The sequence below is a fragment of the Prescottella sp. R16 genome (assembly GCF_030656875.1).
Taxonomy (GTDB): domain Bacteria; phylum Actinomycetota; class Actinomycetes; order Mycobacteriales; family Mycobacteriaceae; genus Prescottella.
Map to the genome: position 1 here is coordinate 2,990,606 of NZ_CP130943.1, position 19,843 is coordinate 3,010,448.

Annotated in this window: 16 protein-coding genes and 1 tRNA gene; 7 read left to right on the top strand and 10 right to left on the bottom strand. The window is 68.8% G+C overall.

Translation table 11 applies throughout. The features are described 5' to 3' along the window. Positions 1 to 66 precede the first annotated feature (66 nt). From Q5696_RS14025 to Q5696_RS14040, 4 genes are all read left to right on the top strand, one after another. Positions 67 to 618 carry a hypothetical protein gene (locus Q5696_RS14025; protein ID WP_305091940.1) on the top strand — a complete coding sequence of 184 codons (552 nt, stop codon included), beginning with the start codon at positions 67 to 69 and terminating at the stop codon, positions 616 to 618. 66 nt (positions 619 to 684) lie between these two features. Continuing rightward, positions 685 to 1,896: a cytochrome P450 gene (locus tag Q5696_RS14030; RefSeq protein ID WP_370654934.1), complete on the top strand. Its 1,212-nt coding sequence runs from the start codon at positions 685 to 687 to the stop codon at positions 1,894 to 1,896. Positions 1,897 to 1,898: 2 nt separating this feature from the next. Next, a complete protein-coding gene (locus tag Q5696_RS14035) occupies positions 1,899 to 2,480 on the top strand; it encodes a TetR/AcrR family transcriptional regulator (RefSeq protein ID WP_305091942.1) in 582 nt (193 codons plus the stop codon). A gap of 79 nt (positions 2,481 to 2,559) precedes the next feature. Then, positions 2,560 to 3,099 carry a hypothetical protein gene (locus Q5696_RS14040; protein WP_305091943.1) on the top strand — a complete coding sequence of 180 codons (540 nt, stop codon included), beginning with the start codon at positions 2,560 to 2,562 and terminating at the stop codon, positions 3,097 to 3,099. 3 nt (positions 3,100 to 3,102) lie between these two features. On the opposite strand, the gene Q5696_RS14045 is transcribed toward Q5696_RS14040, so the two are convergent. The 8 genes from Q5696_RS14045 to Q5696_RS14080 form a co-directional block, all read right to left on the bottom strand. Further along, positions 3,103 to 3,756: a DUF8185 domain-containing protein gene (locus Q5696_RS14045; RefSeq protein ID WP_305091944.1), complete on the bottom strand. Its 654-nt coding sequence runs from the start codon at positions 3,754 to 3,756 to the stop codon at positions 3,103 to 3,105. Then, positions 3,749 to 4,219, bottom strand: a complete 471-nt coding sequence (locus Q5696_RS14050; RefSeq protein ID WP_305095294.1) for an acyl-CoA thioesterase — start codon at positions 4,217 to 4,219, stop codon at positions 3,749 to 3,751. Before Q5696_RS14050 ends, Q5696_RS14045 begins: the two co-directional genes overlap by 8 nt. Positions 4,220 to 4,221: 2 nt before the next feature. Beyond that, complete coding sequence (locus Q5696_RS14055; protein ID WP_305091945.1) at positions 4,222 to 9,096, bottom strand: NAD-glutamate dehydrogenase; 4,875 nt, start codon at positions 9,094 to 9,096, stop codon at positions 4,222 to 4,224. A gap of 127 nt (positions 9,097 to 9,223) precedes the next feature. After that, positions 9,224 to 9,649 (bottom strand): acyl-CoA thioesterase, encoded by a 426-nt coding sequence (locus tag Q5696_RS14060; RefSeq protein WP_305091946.1) that lies wholly within the window; start codon positions 9,647 to 9,649, stop codon positions 9,224 to 9,226. 5 nt (positions 9,650 to 9,654) lie between these two features. Beyond that, entirely contained in the window at positions 9,655 to 11,328 is a 1,674-nt protein-coding gene (ettA, locus tag Q5696_RS14065) for an energy-dependent translational throttle protein EttA (protein ID WP_305091947.1), read from the bottom strand. Positions 11,329 to 11,522: 194 nt separating this feature from the next. Continuing rightward, positions 11,523 to 12,671: a lipase family protein gene (locus tag Q5696_RS14070; RefSeq protein ID WP_305091948.1), complete on the bottom strand. Its 1,149-nt coding sequence runs from the start codon at positions 12,669 to 12,671 to the stop codon at positions 11,523 to 11,525. Positions 12,672 to 12,753: 82 nt separating this feature from the next. Beyond that, a complete protein-coding gene (locus Q5696_RS14075) occupies positions 12,754 to 13,224 on the bottom strand; it encodes a single-stranded DNA-binding protein (protein WP_305095295.1) in 471 nt (156 codons plus the stop codon). A gap of 195 nt (positions 13,225 to 13,419) precedes the next feature. Continuing rightward, the gene (locus tag Q5696_RS14080; protein ID WP_305091949.1) at positions 13,420 to 15,450 is read right to left on the bottom strand and encodes a bifunctional copper resistance protein CopD/cytochrome c oxidase assembly protein; all 2,031 of its coding nucleotides are present in this window, start codon (positions 15,448 to 15,450) and stop codon (positions 13,420 to 13,422) included. 189 nt (positions 15,451 to 15,639) lie between these two features. Between Q5696_RS14080 and Q5696_RS14085 the strand changes: the two genes are divergently transcribed. Beyond that, positions 15,640 to 16,596 carry a LysR family transcriptional regulator gene (locus tag Q5696_RS14085; RefSeq protein ID WP_305091950.1) on the top strand — a complete coding sequence of 319 codons (957 nt, stop codon included), beginning with the start codon at positions 15,640 to 15,642 and terminating at the stop codon, positions 16,594 to 16,596. A 49-nt stretch (positions 16,597 to 16,645) separates the two neighbouring features. Continuing rightward, positions 16,646 to 16,722 (top strand) — tRNA-Arg (locus Q5696_RS14090). Positions 16,723 to 16,786: 64 nt separating this feature from the next. Here the strand turns inward: Q5696_RS14090 and Q5696_RS14095 are convergent. Together Q5696_RS14095 and Q5696_RS14100 are read right to left on the bottom strand one after the other, a co-directional pair. Beyond that, the gene (locus Q5696_RS14095; RefSeq protein ID WP_305091951.1) at positions 16,787 to 17,266 is read right to left on the bottom strand and encodes a hypothetical protein; all 480 of its coding nucleotides are present in this window, start codon (positions 17,264 to 17,266) and stop codon (positions 16,787 to 16,789) included. Between the two features lie 131 nt (positions 17,267 to 17,397). Next, positions 17,398 to 18,303 (bottom strand): LysR family transcriptional regulator, encoded by a 906-nt coding sequence (locus Q5696_RS14100; protein ID WP_305091952.1) that lies wholly within the window; start codon positions 18,301 to 18,303, stop codon positions 17,398 to 17,400. Between the two features lie 91 nt (positions 18,304 to 18,394). Between Q5696_RS14100 and mqo the strand changes: the two genes are divergently transcribed. Further along, positions 18,395 to 19,795 (top strand): malate dehydrogenase (quinone), encoded by a 1,401-nt coding sequence (mqo, locus tag Q5696_RS14105; RefSeq protein ID WP_305091953.1) that lies wholly within the window; start codon positions 18,395 to 18,397, stop codon positions 19,793 to 19,795. Positions 19,796 to 19,843 lie beyond the last annotated feature (48 nt).

A 19,843-nucleotide genomic window follows, 5' to 3' on the forward strand; every position in this document is an offset into this window, starting at 1 on the left:
CGCACTCACATCACCCGAAATAGGGTGCATTGCATGTGGGGTGGAAACGATTTGTACAAAATTGCCGTGACAGGAATGCTCGTCTCGGCGGCCGTGAGCGGATGCAGCACTGCGGAACGGTCCGTCGCACCGGAGCCGGAATCATCGGTCGACTCGTCGGAGACCGGCACGTGGCTCCGCGTCGTCGGAGCCTGGCCCGAGCGCGTCACCCTCCCCACCGCCGGCACCGTCGACTGCACGCGACATTCATCCGACCACGGATACGGCTACCGCGCCTTCGATGCCCGCACCAGTGATTTCACCGAGTACGACGCGGGCGGAGAACGACCCGGCCACGATTTCGACGTCTCCGTCTACATCCCGAACGCCGACAACGACACCGACAACACCGACGGATCGTCGTCGTCCCACGTAATGGTCCAGTTCTCGGACCCGCAGGGGCGGTTCTTCCGGCTCACCGGTTCCGGGACCGACGACGCGACGATCACCCCGAGTCCCGACGGCACCTCGGTCTCGTTCGAGGTCACCGGCAGCGCCACCAGCATCGACGCCGATCCGCTCCTCGTCCGCGCCGCCGGCCGGATCCACTGCGATGCGGTGACCGAGCAGACTTACTGACCTTCCCCTCGTCACACCATTGACAAAACTCTCAATGTGTCTCACCGTTGAGTCATGACCTCGATGATGTCCGACAAGGTGGCCTACGTTCCGCGTTCCGGTGCGTCGTGGCGGGATCCGTGGCCGATGTATGCGGCGCTGCGCGAACACGATCCCGTGCATCACGTGGTGCCGGAATCTGCTCCGCAGGAGGACTTCTGGGTCCTCACCCGGCACGCCGACGTGTACGAGGCAGCCCGTGACGCGGGCACGTTCTCGTCGGCCGAGGGACTGACCATGTCGTACGGCGAGCTCGACAAGATCGGGCTGCGCGACAATCCGCCGCTCGTGATGCTCGACCCGCCGGCACACACCCAGTTCCGGCGTCTCGTCGCCCGCGGGTTCACCCCACGACAGGTGGAGGCCGTCGAACCGGAGGTCCGCCGCTTCGTGATCGACCGCATCGAGGGGTTGCGGTCGGCCGGAGACGGCGACATCGTCACCGAACTGTTCAAACCGTTGCCGTCCATGGTCGTCGCCCACTACCTCGGGGTGCCGGCCGAGGACCGTGGGCAGTTCGACGGCTGGACCGACGCGATCGTCGCCGCCAACGCCACCGGTGATCCACTCGAGGCACAGAACGCCGTCATCGAGCTGATGACGTACTTCGGCGGCCTCATCGAACGCCGCCGCACCGAGGGCGCGACGGGCGACGACACCATCTCGCATCTCGTCGCCGCAGGCATCGGTGCCGACGGGGACGTCTCCGGCCTTCTGTCGATCCTCGGATTTGCGTTCACCATGGTCACCGGCGGCAACGACACCACCACCGGAATGCTCGGCGGCGCAGTGCAACTGCTGACACAGCACCGCGATCAACGGCAGATCCTGCTCGACGATCCGACGCTGATCCCGGGCGCGGTCGAGGAGTTGCTGCGACTCACCTCGCCCGTTCAGGGCCTGGCCCGCACCACCACCCGCGACGTCGACATCGACGGCGTCACCATCCCCGCAGGCCGCAAGACCCTGCTGGTGTACGGGTCCGCGAACCGGGATCCGCTGGTGTTCGGCGACGACGCCGGAGAACTCGACGTCCTCCGCAACCCCAAGATGATCATGACGTTCAGCAGCGGCAACCATCACTGTCTCGGCGCCGCCGCCGCGCGCATGCAGGCGCGGGTCGCGCTCGAGGAACTCCTCGCCCGCTGCCCGGACTTCGACGTCGACATCGACGGCGTCGAATACGCCGCCGGAAACTATGTGCGACGCCCCACGCACGTCCCGTTCCGAACCGGATAGCCATGCCTGCCACAACATCTCACTCCTGGCTCCGCGACGAACGAACCGAGGCTGCCGCCGAGAGAATCCTCGACGCCGCCGCACGGTTGTTCGTCGACCACGGCGTCACCGCCACCGGCATGGCCGACATCGCTTCGGCCGCAGGATGTTCCCGGGCGACGCTGTACCGCTACTTCGAGAACCGCAAAGCCCTGCATCTGGCGTTCGTGCACCGGGAGGCGCGGCGGCTCGGGGAGCGCGTCGCCCGCTCGGTCACCGCCACCGACCCCCGCGAACGGATCACCGAGGCCGTGCTCACCGCGATCCGTGAGGTCCGCGCCGACCCGACCCTGTCCGTGTGGTTCGGTCTCGGTGACGCCGCGCTCGCCTCCGAGTTGGCGAGCACGTCCGAGATGATCGAGGTGCTCGGCGCGACCTTCCTCGCCGGCCCCGGCGGGGGCGTCGACGCCGAAACCACCGGCCGCGCCCGCTGGCTCGTGCGCGGTATCGTCTCCCTGCTCACCGTGCCCGGCGTCGACGAGGACGACGAACGCGCCATGATCGAACAGTTCCTCGTCCCCGTCGTCGGCCCCGCTCGCCTGTAACGGATCCCGGCACATCCGCGGATACACCAGTACCGTGTTGATCACCGTTGCCGCGGAACCGAAACGAAGGGGAGCACCCATGAGCACTCGGTCGCTACGCACAGCGAGCACAGCCGTGATCGCCGCCGCCGGAACGGCAGCCGCCGTCCTCGCCGGCAGCGGCGTCGCCCACGCCGACCCTGCACCGCCCACCTCGACGACCATGACGTGCTCGAGCCTGAACCCACTGTTCTGGGCTCCGTCGTTCACCTGGACGGTGACCGCGTCGTCGGGCGAATCGCTGCCGCCGGGCGGTGACGCCCTGCAACCGGCGGTGCTGCTCAGCGGCGGCAACGAACTCCCGGTTCCGCCCGGCGGACTGATCCCCAGCATCGGCCCCAACTGGTACGGCACCCGCGTCCTCGTCGACTGGCACAACCGCACCACCGGCGAGTCCGGGCACAGCATCAGCGACGAGGCCGCCTGGAACCAGGCCCCCGGCATCCCCGTCAACCGCACCTGGACCGGCACCGGCACCGTCGACGTGACCGTCACCGTGCAGACCGGTGCCGGCTGGTGGTGGTTCAACCCGCAGAACGCCGTCTGCCAGGGCACCCTGTCCGTCGTCCCCGGCCGCTGACGCCTACGTCGTGAACAGCGGCAGCCCGCCGCCGCGGCGGGCACAGATCGAACCGTAGCGGGCGTCGAGCCGCAGCCATGTCGCTGCGGCCCGCACCCGGACGACCTCGGTGTCGTCGGCAGTGTCCCCGGCCGGCTCGGGTACGAAACCCATTGCGGAGAGCGCGAACACGGTCCGCATCTCGACAGTCACCTCGACCCCGCCGCCGGAGACCTCGAGCACCTTCTGACCGAGCAGCGACGTCGGCGGCCCCTGCGGACCGGCGTGCTGCTGGGCGAGATCGGCGCCGCGCCGGGCCAGCTCGAACAGCACCCGGGCGGGTACGTCGTCGACGTGGACGAACCCCGTGTCCGGGGGCAGGGCACCGCGCCACGCCGAATCCATCGCATAGCCGACGCCGATGTCGGCGGTGCCACCGGTGAGCCCGGACAGCAGCACGTCCCCCGCGGCGGTGAGGTCCGTCGGACGGACGGAGCCGGCGGCAACGCGGGTGGCGAGGGCGTCGAACCCGGTGGGCGCCCACACCGTGACGTGCTCGTCGTCGCGTCGGCGCACCCGGATCACGGCCGCCTCGTCGAGACGCAGCGCACGCGTGACGAACGCCGCCAGGTTGGTACGTTCGGCCGGGTCGGGGACGGTCAGAGCCCGGTCAGCCACGCTTCCACAGCTCCAGGTAGCCGCGTTCGGCGTCGGTGAGACGCCGCAGCCGCTGCGTCCCGATGTCGAACGCCGCGATCTGCGTCGACGCGACGATCGACGGCGGCACCGACACCGTGGCGCCGGCGGGACGCACCTCGTACGCGATCGTGAAGTCGACGGCCCGGATCTGCTCGACCCACATCAGCACGTCCAGGGGGCTGTCCGAGTGCCGCAACTGCCCGCGGTAACGCACGTGCAGGTCGGCGATCACGGCACCCTCGCGCAGTGTGACGGTGGGAGCGTCGTCCTCGAACAGCCACGGGATCCGCGCCTCCTCGAGCAACGTCACCATCCGTGCATGGTTGACGTGCTGGAAGGCGTCCATGTCCGACCAGCGGACCACCACCGTGGTGTGGAACCCGACAGGCTCCGCCGCGGCCTGCCCACCGACCTCGACACCGTTGTGTACGACGTCCTGCATTGTCACCGTCCGACCTCCGATCTGGTGCCCACACCCCGCACCATGCTGCGTACCTGACGCGCCGCCACCGAGAGCGTCGCGAGGTCCAGCGTCCCAGACTCGGAGATCTCCGCGAGCGCGGACCTCGCTCTCGCGAGCCGCGACGCGTTCGTCGACTCCCAGTAGTCGATCTTCTCCTGGGAGGTTTCGGTCGGCTCCCCACCGGCGAGGACCTCGAGGGTCAGCGAGCGCAGCGACCCGTACAAGTCGTCGCGCAGGGCGAGACGGGCCAGGGAATGCCAGCGGTCGCCGCGCTCGAGATCGGAGACCGCGGTGAGCAGCCAGTCGATACCGAGATGCGCGTCGAGCGCGAAGTACAGTTCCGCGACCTCCGTGCCGTCCCGCTCGCAGATGTCGGCGACGTCGATGATGTCGAGCAGGCTGTACAGGTCGAGGAGCCCGTACACCTCGCGGGCCAACTCGTACGGCACCCCCTGTTCGACGACGGCTGCTGTCCGCCAGTCCAGTTCGGTCGACCTATGCCCGCGCAACCATCCGGGTACGTGCGGTGCGAGCTTGCGGAACTCCGACGAGTACCGGCTGATCTCCGCGCCCACCGCGACCGGCTGCGGCCGGTTCGACAGGAACCAGCGCGACGACCGGTCGAGGACGCGTCGCGACTGCAGCATCAGGGTGTACGCGACGTCGGACGGGATGGCGGCACTGTCGATCCGCTCCCACACCGCCGGCAGTTCGAAGATCTCGGTGACGGCCGCATACGCGCGGATCGCATCGGAACCGGACGCCCCGGTGTGCTCGCCGAGCCGGTAGGCGTAGGTGATGCCGCCGTTGTCGATCGCCTCGTTCGCGAGCATCGTGGCGACGATCTCGCGGCGCAGGGGGTGCGAGCGGATCGACGACCGGAACCGGGACCGCAGTTGCGGCGGGAAGTAGTCCGGCAACCGTGCGGCGAACACCTCGGTGTCAGGCAGGTCCGTGCCCAGCAGATCCTTCGAGAAGGCCAGCTTGACGTGGGCCATCACGGTCGCCAGTTCCGGTGACGTCAATCCGGTCCCGGCCTGTGCCCGCTTGGCGAACTCCGCTTCGGTCGGCAGTGCCTCGATCCGGCGGTCGAGTCCGTGGTCGGCGACGAGCATCGCGATCAGCCGCCGGTGCACGTCGAGCAGTTGCGGCGCGTTCGACCGCGACATACCCAGCTGGATGTTCTGGGAAATATTGTCCGCCAGCACCATTCGGGCGACGTCGCCGGTCATGGAGGCGAGCAGCGGGTCCCGGTCGGCGACGCCGAGTTCACCGCTGCTCACCAGTGAGTCGAGGAGAATCTTGATGTTCACCTCGTGGTCGGAGCAGTCGACGCCGGCGGAGTTGTCGATCGCATCGGTGTTGATCTTGCCGCCGCGCAGGGCGTACTCGATCCGGCCGAGCTGGGTGACCCCGAGATTGCCACCCTCCCCGACCACCCGGGCACGCACGTCACCGCCGCACACCCGTACCGCGTCGTTGCTCTTGTCGCCGACCGCCGCATCGGTCTCGGTCGCGGCCTTGACGTACGTGCCGATACCACCGTTCCACAGCAGGTCGACCGGGGCCGTGAGGATCGCTTTCACCAGATCCGGCGGCGTCATCTCGGTGACGTCGTCGCCGAGGCCGAGCGCGGCCCGCACCTGCGGGCTGATCGGCACGGACTTCACCGTCCGAGCGAACACGCCGCCGCCGTCACCGATCAGGGTCGTGTCGTAGTCGGCCCACGACGAGCGCGGCAACGCGAACAGGCGTCGGCGTTCCGCGAACGAACGGGCCGCGTCCGGGGTCGGGTCGAGGAAGATGTGCCGGTGGTCGAATGCGGCGACGAGACGGATGTGCTCGCTGAGCAGCATCCCGTTGCCGAACACGTCACCACTCATGTCACCGATTCCGGCGACGGTGAAATCGTCTGCCGCGACGTCGATTCCGAGTTCCCGGAAGTGAACCTTCACGCTCTCCCACGCACCGCGCGCGGTGATCCCCATCTCCTTGTGGTCGTAGCCGGCCGAACCGCCGGACGCGAACGCGTCCCCCAGCCAGAACCCGTAGCCGGCGGCGACGTCGTTGGCGATGTCGGAGAACGTCGCGGTGCCCTTGTCGGCGGCCACCACCAGGTACGAGTCGTCCTCGTCGCGGCGCACCACCCGATCCGGTGGCACGATCGCGCCGGACGCCCGATCCACGTTGTCGGTGACGTCGAGGAGCCCGGAGATGAACTCGCGGTAGCACGCCACCCCCTGGTCCCGTACCGCCTGCCGATCCACCACCGGGTCCCCGGTGGGCGGTACCGGCTGTTTGACGACGAATCCGCCCTTCGCACCGACCGGGACGATGACCGCGTTCTTGACCGCCTGCGCCTTCGCGAGCCCCAGGATCTCGGTGCGGAAGTCCTCCCGGCGATCCGACCAGCGCAGCCCGCCGCGGGCGACCGACCCGAACCGTAGGTGAACGCCCTCGACCTCCGGCGAGTACACGAACACCTCGAACCGCGGCCGCGGCTTCGGCAACTCCGGGATCCGGCCGGGGTCGAACTTCAGGGACAGGAAGCCGCGCGGATGCCCGTGCCGGTCGAGCACGAAACGGTTGGTCCGCAACGTCGCCCGGACCAGGCCGAACAGGGCCCGCAGGATCCGGTCCACGTCGAGGCTCACCACCTCGCCGATCGCGGTGGACAACGCCTGCTCGAGACCACGCGGATCGGGGCGCGCCGCACCGTCACCGGCGTCCGGGTCGAACAGCGCCTCGAACAGTTCGACGAGCTGCCGCGCGATCTCCGGATGCCCCAGCAGCACCGTCTCGATGTGCACCTGGCTGTACGCGAACCCGGCCTGCCGCAGATACTTCACGTACGCCCGCAGCACCGTCACCTGCTGCCAGCCCAGCCCCGCGCGCAACACCAGCTCGTTGAACCGGTCCGCCTCGCACCGGCCGTACCAGGCCGCCGTGAACGCCGCCGTGAACCGGTCCCGCAACCGGGCGTCCGGTCCCCCGCTCCGCAGGTCGACGACAGCGTCCCGCAGCACCCGCGATGGGACGGACAAGCCGAAATCGTATATCCAACAGTGCATTCCGTCCGGCCGGACGATCCGGTACGGGCGCTCGTCGAGGACCTCGACACCGAGACTGTGCAGGACCGGAAGCACGTGCGACAGCGAAATCCCCTCGCCCGCGAAGTAGAGCGCGAACCGCCACCGACCGGAGATGCCCCCCGGATCGTGGTAGAGGCTCAGGTCGATCGAGTCCACCTGCAGTGCAGCCAGTTTCCGGATGTCGGAGAGTGCGTGATCCGGCTCGAAATCCTCCTTGTACCCCTCCGGGAACGCTGCCGCATACTGTGCAGCCAGCGTGGGATCGGTCACCGACCCCGTTGCCGCCGCGTCGGTGAAACGATCGTCCCAGCTGCGACTGGCCTCCGCGAGACGCGACTGGAGCCGCAGCCGGTTCGCCTCCGAGGTGTCGACCGTCGCGTCCCGCGCACCGGGGGCGCGACGGATCGTCACGTGCAGCATCGCCAGATCGCCCTCGCTGACCCGCACCGTGTACTCGATCGAGCCTCCGCCCAGTTCGGCGAGTAGGATCTTCTGCATCCGCAACCGCACCGCCGTGGTGTACCGGTCCCGCGGCAGGTACACCAGGCACGAGACGAACCGGCCGAACGGATCCTCCCGCATGAACAGCCGCACCTGCCGGCGCAGACCGATGTTGAGGACCGCCGTCATCGTCCCGACCAGGGCGTCGGTGTCGATCGAGAACAGTTCGGTCCGCGGGAACGACTGCACCACTTCGAGCATCGCCTGCCCCGAGAACGAGTCGAGGTCGAACCCGGCCCGGGCGATCGCCGTCCGGACCCGCCGCTCGATGACGGGGATGTCGAGAACGTTCTCGTGCAGCGCGGTCACCGTGAACACGCCGAGGAACCTGTGTTCGCCGACGATCGCACCGTCGTCGTCGAGGATGCTCACCCCCACGAAGTACGGGTACACCGACCGGTGGACCGTCGCCGGTGCGGATCCCTGTGTCAGTACGAGGATCGGCTTCTCGGGAAGTCCTGCCGCACAGGGGATTTCGATGTTCCGATCGGTGGCGCCGTCATTGCGGAGCACACCGAGACCCGTCCCCGGCACCGGCACGGCGTGACAGCCGCTCCCGCACTCGTACCGCCGGTAACCGAGCACCGTGTAGTGACCGTCCGCGAGCCAGCGCAGCAGATTCGCGCAGTCCCGGATCTCGTCGGCACTCCGGTCCGGTGGCGGCGCAGCGGCTCGCCGGTCCAGCTCGGCCGCGAGGGAACACTGCAGACTGCGCATCGTCTCGGTGTCGCCGACCACCTGTGCGACATCGGACAGGACCGCGGCCAGCTCCCCCTCGACGGCATCCAGCACCGCGTCCTCGGTGGCCGGATGCAACTGCACGTGGATCCACGATTCGGCCGTCGTCCCGTTCTGCCGGTCCTGTGTCGGCGCATCGGGGACGATCCGGTGCAGCAGGCCGTCCGGTCCGCGGTCGACCCCGAAGATCGGATGCACCACCTCGGCGACCGATGCGTCGAACCTTCCCAGCAGCGCTGTCACCGATTCGACGAGCAGCGGCATGTCGTCGGTGACGATCTGCAGGGCGGCACCGACCCCCGTCCCGTCGTCGGGACGGTGGACCCGGGTGACGGCGACCCCCGCCGGCCGCTGCACCGCCAGCCGGGTGTGTTCCCGGAAGATCGCGTCCGCACGTTCGTGCAGCACACTGTCCGGTTCGTCGACCGATGTGTGCCGGAAGTAGGCGGCCCGCAGGACCGGCAGCTCGGCCCGCACCTGCGCGGGCAGGTCGACCGGCCGACCGGCATCGAGTGGATCCGTCATCGCGACACTCCGTCCTGGTCGAGGTCACCGCGGATGGCTCTGAAGCGAGCCTAACCGCGGTGACCTCGAATCGCGTGCGGGACGACGGCGTCGCGACCGTTTCCTGCCGTTACGCGACGACGGTTCGTTACGTGAGTGTGGCGGCCGGCAGGTACCGGCCCAGGACCTCACGTTCCATGTCGGTCAGGGGACGCGACTTCTCGGTGCGGACGTCGAATGCCACCAGCAGCGCATCCCCGGCCGCGCACACGTTGCCGTCGGCGTCCTTGACGACGTGCCGCATCGTGAACGACGACGTTCCCAGGTGCACGACCGACACCTCGACCCGCACCGGGCCGGACGCGTCGGTGAGGGGCCGCAGGAACTCGGCGTCCATCTTGCGGACGACGACCGCCCCGGCGCGCCCGCCGGCGGCCCGCACCTGTTCCTTCAGGAACAGGGCGCGGCCCTCCTGCATGAATTCGATGACGCGTGCATTGTTGACGTGCCCGAGCCGGTCGGAGTCACCCCACCGGATCTGGACGTCGCACGTGTAGACCTTCGTTTCGGACACGGTGGTCAGTCGCGGGTCAGCTTGCGGTGCGTGACGCGGTGCGGGCGTGCAGCATCGACACCGAGCCGCTCGACCTTGTTCGCCTCGTACGCCTCGAAGTTGCCCTCGAACCAGAACCACTGCCCCTCTTCGACGTTGCCCTCCCACGCGAGGATGTGGGTGCAGGTGCGGTCGAGGAACCAGCGGTCGTGGGAGATCACGACGGCGCAGCCCGGGAACTGCTGCAGCGCGTTCTCGAGCGAGCTGAGGGTTTCGACGTCGAGGTCGTTGGTCGGCTCGTCGAGCAGGATCAGGTTGCCGCCCTCTTTGAGGGTCAGCGCCAGGTTGAGGCGGTTGCGCTCACCACCGGAGAGCACCTCCGACCGCTTCTGCTGGTCCGGGCCCTTGAAACCGAACGCGCTGACGTACGCGCGGGACGGCATCTCGTTCTGGCCGACCTCGATGAAGTCGAGGCCGTCGGAGACGACCTCCCACACCGTCTTCTTCGGGTCGATGTTGGCGCGGCTCTGGTCGACGTAGCTGAGCTTGACCGTCTCGCCCACCTTGACGTTGCCCGAATCCGGCTCCTCGAGTCCGACGATCGTCTTGAACAGCGTGGTCTTACCGACACCGTTGGGGCCGATGACACCGACGATGCCGTTGCGCGGCAGCGTGAACGACAGGTCCTTGATCAGGACGCGGCCGTCGAAACCCTTGTCCAGGTGCTCGACCTCGACGACGACGTTGCCGAGACGCGGCGGCGTCGGGATCTGGATCTCCTCGAAGTCGAGCTTGCGGTGCTTCTCGGCTTCGGTGACCATCTCCTCGTAGCGGTCGAGGCGGGCCTTGTTCTTGGTCTGCCGGGCCTTCGCACCGGACCGCACCCAGGCCAGCTCCTCCTTGAGGCGCTTCTGCAGCTTCTGGTCCTTCTTGCCCTGGACCTCGAGCCGCTCGGCCTTCTTCTCCAGGTAGGTGGAGTAGTTGCCCTCGTACGGGTGCAGCTTGCCGCGGTCGACCTCACAGATCCACTGCGCGACGTGGTCGAGGAAGTACCGGTCGTGGGTGACGGCCAGCACGGCGCCCGGGTACGACGCGAGGAACTGCTCGAGCCACAGCACCGACTCGGCGTCGAGGTGGTTGGTGGGCTCGTCGAGGAGCAGCAGGTCGGGCTTGCTCAGCAGCAGCTTGCACAGCGCCACGCGGCGGCGCTCACCACCGGACAGATGGGTGACGGGGGCGTCGCCCGGAGGGCAGCGCAACGCGTCCATCGCCTGTTCGAGCTGCGAGTCGAGATCCCACGCGTCGGCGTGGTCGAGCTCCTCCTGGAGTTTGCCCATCTCCTCCATCAGCTCGTCCGAGTAGTCGGTCGCCATCAGCTCGGCGATCTCGTTGAACCGGTCGAGCTTGACCTTGATGTCGCCGAGACCCTCCTCGACGTTCTCCTTGACCGTCTTCTCCTCGTTGAGCGGCGGCTCCTGCATCAGGATGCCGACCGTCGCCTCGGGATCGAGGAACGCCTCACCGTTCGACGGCTGGTCCAGACCGGCCATGATCTTCAGGATGCTCGACTTGCCGGCGCCGTTCGGGCCCACCACACCGATCTTGGCGCCCGGGTAGAAGCTCATGGTGACGTCGTCGAGAATGACCTTGTCACCATGCGCCTTGCGCACCTTCTTCATCGTGTAAATGAACTCAGCCACCCAAAGGCTCCCATCTGGACCGGAAAATGTGCAGCTCACCGGCTGCGAGAATGCACGACTCGGGTGCCAGCCTACCGCGCCGTAACAGCGGCCCTCGTCCGCGTTCTACGCTCCTGCCCCTTCGACCGAAGGGACCCCTCGGTCGCCGGGAGCGCACGAAGGGTCCCTTCAGCTGTCGACGGGGATCGGGCAGATCACCCCAACTGCCGCTGCACGAACGGTGTGCTGTCGGGCAGGGACGCCGCCATGGTCTCGCTGTGCCCGGTGGGGTACGTCCGGTAGGTGGCATCGAGACCGGCGACGGCGAAGTCGGCGGCCAGCTTGAACGAGAACGGCGCCGGGACGACGGTGTCGAGCAGTCCCTGGGCGACGAACAGCGGCCGGTCGTAGCCGTTCGGCGGGACGCCCAGGTAGGTGGTCATCGCGTCCCGGAACTCCGGTTCGGCGAGCGGTCGGGCGAGGATGTCACCGACCGAGACCCCCGAGACGGCCTCGTCCTGTACGTCGTAGCAGTTGACCTCGGCGGCGTCGACGAGTTCCCGGCCGCGCGGCGTCAGATAGCTGTCGACGTCGACCTGGGGCATGGTTTCGCGCATGCCCGCCAAGATGTAGGTGGTGAACGACGTGAGTCCGTCGAGTCCGAGGTTCGGGATCCAGGGTCCACCGATCACGAAGCCGTGCTCGAGATTGGACGGGGCGCCGGTGGTGACGGCCCCGCGATAGTCGAGGTCCGGCGCGTACGTCGTGGCCTTGTGGGCGGCGACGAGGGCCGCGTGCCCGCCCTGGGACTGCCCGATCACCATCCAGCGCGGCGACAGCTCCGGGACGACCGCGCGGCCGGCCCGGACCATGTCGACGACGGCGTTCGCCTCGGACTCGCCCTCGAGATACGGGTGCACGCCCGGGGTGCCGAGTCCGATGTAGTCGGTGGCGACGATCGCGTATCCCTGCGACAGCCAGTGGTTCAGATAGTTCGCGTCCCGTTCGGTCCGCGGATTGTTCGACGGCGCACACGAATCGCCCAGGCCGACGGTGCCGTGTGCCCACGACACCACCGGCCAGCCGCCCTCCGGCGGGGTGCCCGGCGGCACGAACACCGCCCCGGTGCTCGACGCGGGACGCCCGGCGGCGTCCCGCGTCGTGTACTCGATCCGGTACTGGCGGTCCGCGCCGGCCAGCCCGAGTTCGGTGGGCAGTTGCCGAACCGACTCGACGTGGCCGGGCGCGGTGACGTCGTCCGATGCTCCCCCGGCCGACGCGGTGGCCGGTGCGAGGACGGCGAGCGCGAGCGCCGCGCCGACCGCCGTGGTGCGGTGCAGTGCCTTCGAACGTGATCGGCGCATATCAACTCCCAAGTGCTCTGAATGTCCGGGTCGGATGCGGATCACTCTGTCAGACCGCCGCACCGGGATGGACCGGATCCGGTCAGCCGACGAGCGCGGGTTCCGCGTCGACGAGTTCCCCGGCGTCCGTCACGTCACCCGATCCCGGCTCCGGGGCCGGCTGCTCGTCCGACGCGGCTGCGGGACGCACCCGGCCGGTGCGGTCGAGTTTGACGCTGCACCGGGACAGGTCGGGTCCGACGGCGGCGGCCCGCATCTCGAGGCCGCTGCGTGCTTCGCCGTCGCGGGTGACGTACTCGTTGGTGCGCAGTTCGCCGTACGCGATGATCGGATCGCCCTTCATGAGGGATGCGGCGACGCCCGAGACGAGCCGGCGCCAGCAGCTGACGGTCAGGTACAGCGTGCCGCCGTCGACCCATTCCCCGGACTCGCGGTCGCGGCGGCGGATGTTGCTGGCCATGCGGAAGCTCAGCACCTCCTCACCGGTGAGCGTTTCCCGCTTGACGGGATCGGTGATGACCGTGCCGACGACGGCGGCGTGGGTCTCGTACATGGTGTCCCCCTCGAACTCGGTGCGGCGTCCCCCGGAAAGCGGCGAACGCACCGCCCGGATGGGGCGGTGCGTTCGACGATGCCGCGGCGGCGGCACCGGGGACAGGGCTTCACCGGATCTGTGGACGAACGCAAGTCGTATCCACAGCCACCCCCGGAACCGTACGTTCCGGGGTGTTCCTGTCGGCGGGGTGTGCTACAGGCTGGACTCCCGGTCACGGCGGGCGAGTTCGGCGAACATCGCATTGTGGGCGGCGAGGTCGGCGTCGTCGTCACGTTCGGCGGCCCGGTCGACACGCTTCGCGGTCCGCTGATCACTGCGCGACCACTGCACGAGCAGCGCCAGCATGATGATCACGAGCGGCATCTCGCCGGTCGCCCACGCGATGGAGCCACCGAGCTGCTGATCGCGCAGCAGGTCGTCGTTCCAGCCGAGGCCGAGCGAACGGTAGAAGGTGGCGCCCATGACCTCGCCCATGCTCATCAGCGTGATGCCGAAGAAGGCGTGGAACGGCAGCGATCCGAACACCACCGCGAGTTTCGTGACGGGCTGCAGGGTCCGCGGCGACGGGTCGACCCCGATGATCACCCAGTAGAACAGGTAACCGCTGAGAAGGAAGTGCAGGTTCATCACCAGGTGCGCGGCGTGGCTGTCCACGGAGGCGGAGAAGATGCCACCCAGATACAGCACGTAGAAACCGCCGACGAACAACACGGCCGCGACCAGCGGCTGCGTCAGGAACCGGGAGATGGGGCTGTGCAGGAAACTCAGCAGCCATTCCCGCGGCCCGGGAACCCCGTCCTTACCGGCAGGTTTGAGGGCGCGCAGCGCCAGCGTGAACGGGCCACCGAGTGCGAGCAGCACCGGGGCGAGCATCGACAACGCCATGTGCGCACCCATGTGGACGCTGAACACGGCCGTTGCGTACCGGCCGACACCCGACGACGTCGCGAGCAGCAGCACGAGGCAACCGGAGAACCACGCAATGGTCCGGCCGACCGGCCACGAGTCGCCGCGCTTGCGCAGGGTGTACAGGCCCATGATGTAGAGCACGGCGAGCACGATGGCCGCGGTGCCGAACATGAGGTCGAACCGCCAGTCGAACAGCAGCCGTCCGAACGTCGGCGGCCCGGCGAGGTTGTAGCCGAGTTCGACCTCGCTCAGGGTGGGGATCGACGCCGGCGGCGGGGGCGGGGTGCGACCGAGGCCGACCGCGATACCGATGGTGGCGGCGAACACGAGGGCCTCGGCGCCGGCGAACCGGACGAGGGCACCCCGGGACTGCGGATCCGCGGCCAGGGCCGGCAGCGACTTGCGGCGCTGCAGGTAACCGAACACGCCGAGGAGGATCAGGGCGACGGTCTTCGCGACGACCAGGCGCCCGTACGTGGTGGTGAACACCTCGTCGAGCTGCATCCGGACGAGGGCGTTGATCACGCCACTGACGGCCATCGCGACGAAGGCGATCGTCGCGACCAGCGAGAAACGTCGGGCCGCGACGTCGGTGTGGGCGCCGCCGCGGCGGGCGTGCGCGAGCAGCGCGAACAGGCCACCGGCCCAGAACGCGGCACCGACGAGATGCCAGATGAGGCTGTTGGTGGCGACGTCGTGGGATCCACCCGACGACGAGTGACCGGTGAGTGCGAGCGGCATCATCGTGACGATGCTCAGCAGCAGCAGGAACGGTGTCCACGACCAGCGCAGCGCCATACGGGTCGTGACGGCGAGGACGAGCGCGAGGCCCGCCGTCCACGCCCAGGCGACCGCGTTCTGGACCTGGCCGATCGCCGACCACAGGTTGTCCGGCTGGATCGCCACCGAGAACGGCTGCCCCGACGTGTCCGACAGGGTCAGGGGGACGAGGAGCACCGCACACGCCGCCCAGACCAGCGCGGCGTGCGACGCGGTGCGGACGGCGCGATATCCGTCGACGTCGAGGACACCGGATTTCTGCGGCGGCACCATGAACGCCGCGAACAGCAGCGAGCCGACGGCGATGACGGCGGCGATCTCGCTGACCGCGCGGATCGCGGGCAGCCCGTACGTGGTGAACGGGCCGGGGTCGGGGATGCCCATGAGGACGAGTGCCTGTGACGCCGACAGAGCGACGACCAGCGCGGCAACGACACCCGCGAGGGCGCCGCTGACGGCGTAGAGGGGTCCGGAACCGGCGCGGGGAGGGGAAACGGAAGCGTGCTCCGACTGCTCTCGCAGGGGTGTTGCCATAGCAACCAGGGTAAGACCTACGACAATGCGTCGGACTCAGGCCTCGGCGGCTTCGGCGTACCGACCGGTCGCCGCCGGAGACCGAGAACACACCGCCGTCGGTACCGGTCCGGTCACGAACACCGCACAGTCCTTCCACCACCGGGGATTTTCGATTGCCGACGGTCGGGGCACCGTACTCTTCGATCCGTGACACCCGCTCAGCTGCGAGCCTATTCCGCGGTGGTGCGGCTCGGCTCGGTTCGGGCGGCGGCACGGGAACTGGGCATGACCGATTCCGGTGTCTCGATGCACATCGCGCAACTCCGCAAGGAACTCGGCGATCCCCTGTACAGCCGGGGCCCGTCCGGGCTGGTGTTCACCCCCGGCGGCCTGTGCCTCGCCGGACGGTCGGCCGAGATCCTCGGACTGCAGCGGCAGACGGCCATCGAGGTGGGGCAGGCCGGACACGGGCGGCGGATGCTGCGGATCGCGGCGTCACCCCTGTTCGCCGAACATGCCGCGCCCGGTCTGGTCGATCTGTTCGCGTCGGCGGCGACGAACCTGTCCGTGGAGGTGAGCGTCCATCCGGTGCGACGGTTCGCCGACCTCGTCGCCTCCCGGGCCGTCGACGTCGCACTCGGCCCCCGCGCCCCGGACAAACGGGGCCAACTGTCGGTGTGCCCGTTCCTGCACTACGAGGTGCTGACGGTGTGTGCCGCCGACCATCCCCTCGCCCACACCAGCCCCCCGCTGTCGCGGCTACGGGAACAACAGTGGTTCCTCGGCCCGTCCGCGGCCGCCGGCGACGGGCCGATGCGGCACATGCTGCGCGGCCTCGGCATCCCGGACAGCCACAAGCGGGTCTTCCCCAGCGATGCGTCGGCGATCGAAGCGGTCCGGCAGTCGACGGCTCTGACCGTCGCCCTCCGCTACGCCGTCGGCGACGAACTGTTCGACGGCACCCTCGGCGTCGTCGACGGCCCCGACCTCCGCGCCGACGGCGACTGGTGCGCCACCACCCTCGCCCGCCGGCACCTCCAACCCGCCACCACCGAACTCCTCCACATCATCACCACCCCCCACTGCCGGCAGGCCATGACCCGCTCCGCCGGCGCCGACATCACCCACTACACCCCCCACACCCACGTCGTCCGATGGAACTGACGACCGGACTCGCGGTACCGCCCGACCCAGCGGGTATGCTTCTGCCCGCGCCTCCGTAGCTCAGTTGGATAGAGCAAGAGCCTTCTAATCTCTAGGTCGCAGGTTCGATTCCTGCCGGGGGCACCACAAAACACCTGGTCATTGACCATTTTCAGGATGGTGTTGCCTGATAGGGAGCGGAGCGATCGGCTCACCCTTCCGATGTCGGCGTGCCCTTCCCGCTCGTGCCTTGATTACGAGCCTCGATGGCCTCGACGGACTTCTCGAGTTGCTTCCCCAATACGCGGGTGCCGAAGGCCCCGAGCACGATCGCGAGAAGCCGTCCCCTGAGGTTCTTGCCGTCCCGGACCACGACGACGTCCACGTCGGTCCCGCCTGTGGGCTGCTGAGTGAGAGTGTAGGTGTGGCCCGAGGCACCACCCCACAGGTTGGAGTCGGTGGTCGTCATCACGACGCGATGGGGGTCGGTCCAGTCGTAGTGCAGGCGTTCCCAGATACCGCTCGAGCCCTCCGTGACATCGGCATCATGGGGACCCTCGTGGTGTAGTTCGAGGTAACTGTCTGCACTGTTGCCGAAGAGTTCCTCGCGACCCGGGCCGAAGTCGGTGAGACCGGCAAGGAACTGTTCGGGCGTCGCGGTGGTCGTCTGATGGAGATGAATTGTGGTCATGGCATCTTCCTCGACATTCGGATGATCCGCCCCGCTCCGGGAGGCCGCAGCGGTGACCCGTCCAGAACACCACGGACGCGAGTTTCCCGGAAGAGGACTGATCGAGGTCGCACCCTCCGACCTGTGGTCGTTCACCACCCTCCGGTGGTCGCGAACCGTTCCTCGAGGTGCCGGCGCAGCCGGTCGACGGCCGGGGTGGGGCGGTGTCCGCCCGTGACGAGTCCGATGGTGCGGCGGCGTTTCCCGTCGAGCCGAATGCTCACCAGATCCGTGTGTTCGGTCTCGGCGTCGGGTAGCAGGGCGACGCCGAGGCCGTGGGCGACGAGTGAGCGCAGCGTCTCGAATTCGGTGATCTCGAAGACGACTCGGGGCGAGAATCCTGCCTCCGCGCACCACGAGTCGAGTTGCCGGCGCAGATGGTAGGTGGGCGGGTTCGCGACGAACGGTTCGCCGGCGAGATCACCGAGGGCGACGCGTCTCCGTCCGGCCAGTCGGTGGCCGCGTGGGACGACGGCCCGGATCTCCTGATGTCCCAGTCGAGTCGTCGGTAGGTCCTCCGGCGCCGGGATCACCACTGCGAGGTCGAGGTTCCCGGCGCGGATCCGATCGACGAGATCCTCACCGTGTGCCTGGACGAGGTGGAGCCGCACCCGCGGTGCGCTCCGATGGAAGTCTGCGAGCAGCGCCGGAATGCTCACCGGGCCCAGGGTGAGCGGGAATCCGAACCGCACCAGCCCGCTGTCCGGGTCGGCGTTGCTGCGCACGGCCGCCGCGGCATCCTCCAGTGCGCGCAGCACTCCCCGCGTGCGTTCGTGGAATTCGCGCCCCTGCGGGGTGAGCGCCACTCCGCGCCCCACCGGCTGGAACAGGGCGACACCGAGCACGTTCTCGACCGCTCGGATCCGTCGGCTCAACGTGGACTGTGGGATTCCGAGGTCGTGCGCGGCACGGGTGATGTGTCCTTCCTCGGCGGCCGCGTCGAACGCCGCGAGCAGCGGGACCAGCTCGTCGGCGTGCCCCCACACATATTCATCCATATGTGGATGATATTCCGGTCATCTGTTCGTTGGACGGGTTGTTCGATCCGGGTCAGCATGGTCCCGAACCCACATCGAGGAAGGGATCACGATGACTCGGACATCACGGACCGACACCGAACACGGTGTGCCACACGAGGTTCTCGACGCCGTCCTCGTCGGCGGCGGCATCATGTCCGCAACACTCGGCGCACTGCTGGCCCGCGTGCAACCGGACTGGCGGATCGCCGTGATCGAGCGCCGGGACCGGCTCGCCGCGGAGAGTTCACATCCGTGGCACAACGCCGGCACCGGCCACACCGGGGCGTGCGAACTCAACTACATGCCCGACCCGCACGACGCGGCACGCGCCGAGGAGATCGCCCGACAGTTCGCGGTGACCCGCCGGTTCTGGTCGGCCCTGACCGGCACCCCCGAATCGGAATGCACCGCGATCACCCCGGTCCCCCACATGACGGTGGTGTTCGGCGACCGTGACGTCGCGTATCTGCGCCGACGCTACGACACCCTGCACCGTTCACCGATGTTCGCCGGAATGCGGTACACGGAAGATCCCCGGACGATCGCCGAGTGGGCGCCGCTCGTGATGCGGGGCCGCCCGCCGGGTGAACCGATCGCGGCGACACGATTCGAGGACGGTACCGACGTCGACTTCGGCGCGATCACCCACGAGCTCACGAACATAGTGCGAGACACCGGCTCCCGGCTACTTCTCCGCCACGAGGTGACGTCGGTGACCCGTGGCGCGGACGGCAGCTGGAAGGTCGGCGGGCGTGATCGTGCGACCGGGCTCCGGTTCACGCTCCGCACCCGGTTCGTCTTCGTCGGGGCGGGCGGTGCCACACTCCGCCTGTTGCAGAAGGCCGGTGTTCCGGAGGTGCGGGGCTACGCCGTCCTCCCCGTCGGTGCCCAGTTCCTGCGCACCGACGAGCCCTCCGTGGTCGCCGCGCACGACGCGAAGGTGTACAGCCAGGCACCGTCCGGCGCTCCCCCGATGTCGGTCCCCCATCTCGACAAACGGGTTGTCGACGGTCGCGCGTCGCTGATGTTCGGCCCGTACGCCACGTTCAGTACCCGGCTTCTTCGGGCCGGCCGGCTCACCGACTTCTTCGCGACGGTGCGCCGCGACAACCTCCGCACCCTCGCCGGAGCGGCTGCCCGCAACCTGCCGCTGGTGCGCTATCTGATCGGCCAGCTGCTCGCGACCCGGGGCCGCAAGTTCGCCCAGCTCCGACGCTTCTACCCGACGGCCGATCCCGCGCACTGGCGTCTCGTCACGGCGGGCCAGCGGGCCCAGCTGGTGAAACCCGATCCGCGCGGGCTCGGTGTCCTCGTCCTCGGCACCGAGCTCGTGACGTCCGCCGACGGGACGATCGCGGGACTGCTCGGGGCGTCGCCGGGAGCTTCGACGGCCCCGTCGATCATGTCCGATCTCCTCGAACGCTGCTTCCCGGATCGGCACGCCCGCTGGGCGGAGGAGCTCGACGTGTGACGCGCGACGGCCCGCCCCCGAGGCTTCGGGGGCGGGCCGTCGTAATCG

Coding starts and splice junctions, on each gene's coding strand:
- Q5696_RS14080 (WP_305091949.1), bottom strand. CDS start 15,450: ATGGCAACACCCCTGCGAGAGCAGTCGGAGCACGCTTCCGTTTCCCCT.
- Q5696_RS14040 (WP_305091943.1), top strand. CDS start 2,560: ATGAGCACTCGGTCGCTACGCACAGCGAGCACAGCCGTGATCGCCGCC.
- mqo (WP_305091953.1), top strand. CDS start 18,395: ATGACTCGGACATCACGGACCGACACCGAACACGGTGTGCCACACGAG.
- Q5696_RS14030 (WP_370654934.1), top strand. CDS start 685: ATGTCCGACAAGGTGGCCTACGTTCCGCGTTCCGGTGCGTCGTGGCGG.
- Q5696_RS14055 (WP_305091945.1), bottom strand. CDS start 9,096: ATGACGGATCCACTCGATGCCGGTCGGCCGGTCGACCTGCCCGCGCAG.
- Q5696_RS14035 (WP_305091942.1), top strand. CDS start 1,899: ATGCCTGCCACAACATCTCACTCCTGGCTCCGCGACGAACGAACCGAG.
- Q5696_RS14050 (WP_305095294.1), bottom strand. CDS start 4,219: ATGCAGGACGTCGTACACAACGGTGTCGAGGTCGGTGGGCAGGCCGCG.
- Q5696_RS14095 (WP_305091951.1), bottom strand. CDS start 17,266: ATGACCACAATTCATCTCCATCAGACGACCACCGCGACGCCCGAACAG.
- Q5696_RS14100 (WP_305091952.1), bottom strand. CDS start 18,303: ATGGATGAATATGTGTGGGGGCACGCCGACGAGCTGGTCCCGCTGCTC.
- Q5696_RS14070 (WP_305091948.1), bottom strand. CDS start 12,671: ATGCGCCGATCACGTTCGAAGGCACTGCACCGCACCACGGCGGTCGGC.
- Q5696_RS14075 (WP_305095295.1), bottom strand. CDS start 13,224: ATGTACGAGACCCACGCCGCCGTCGTCGGCACGGTCATCACCGATCCC.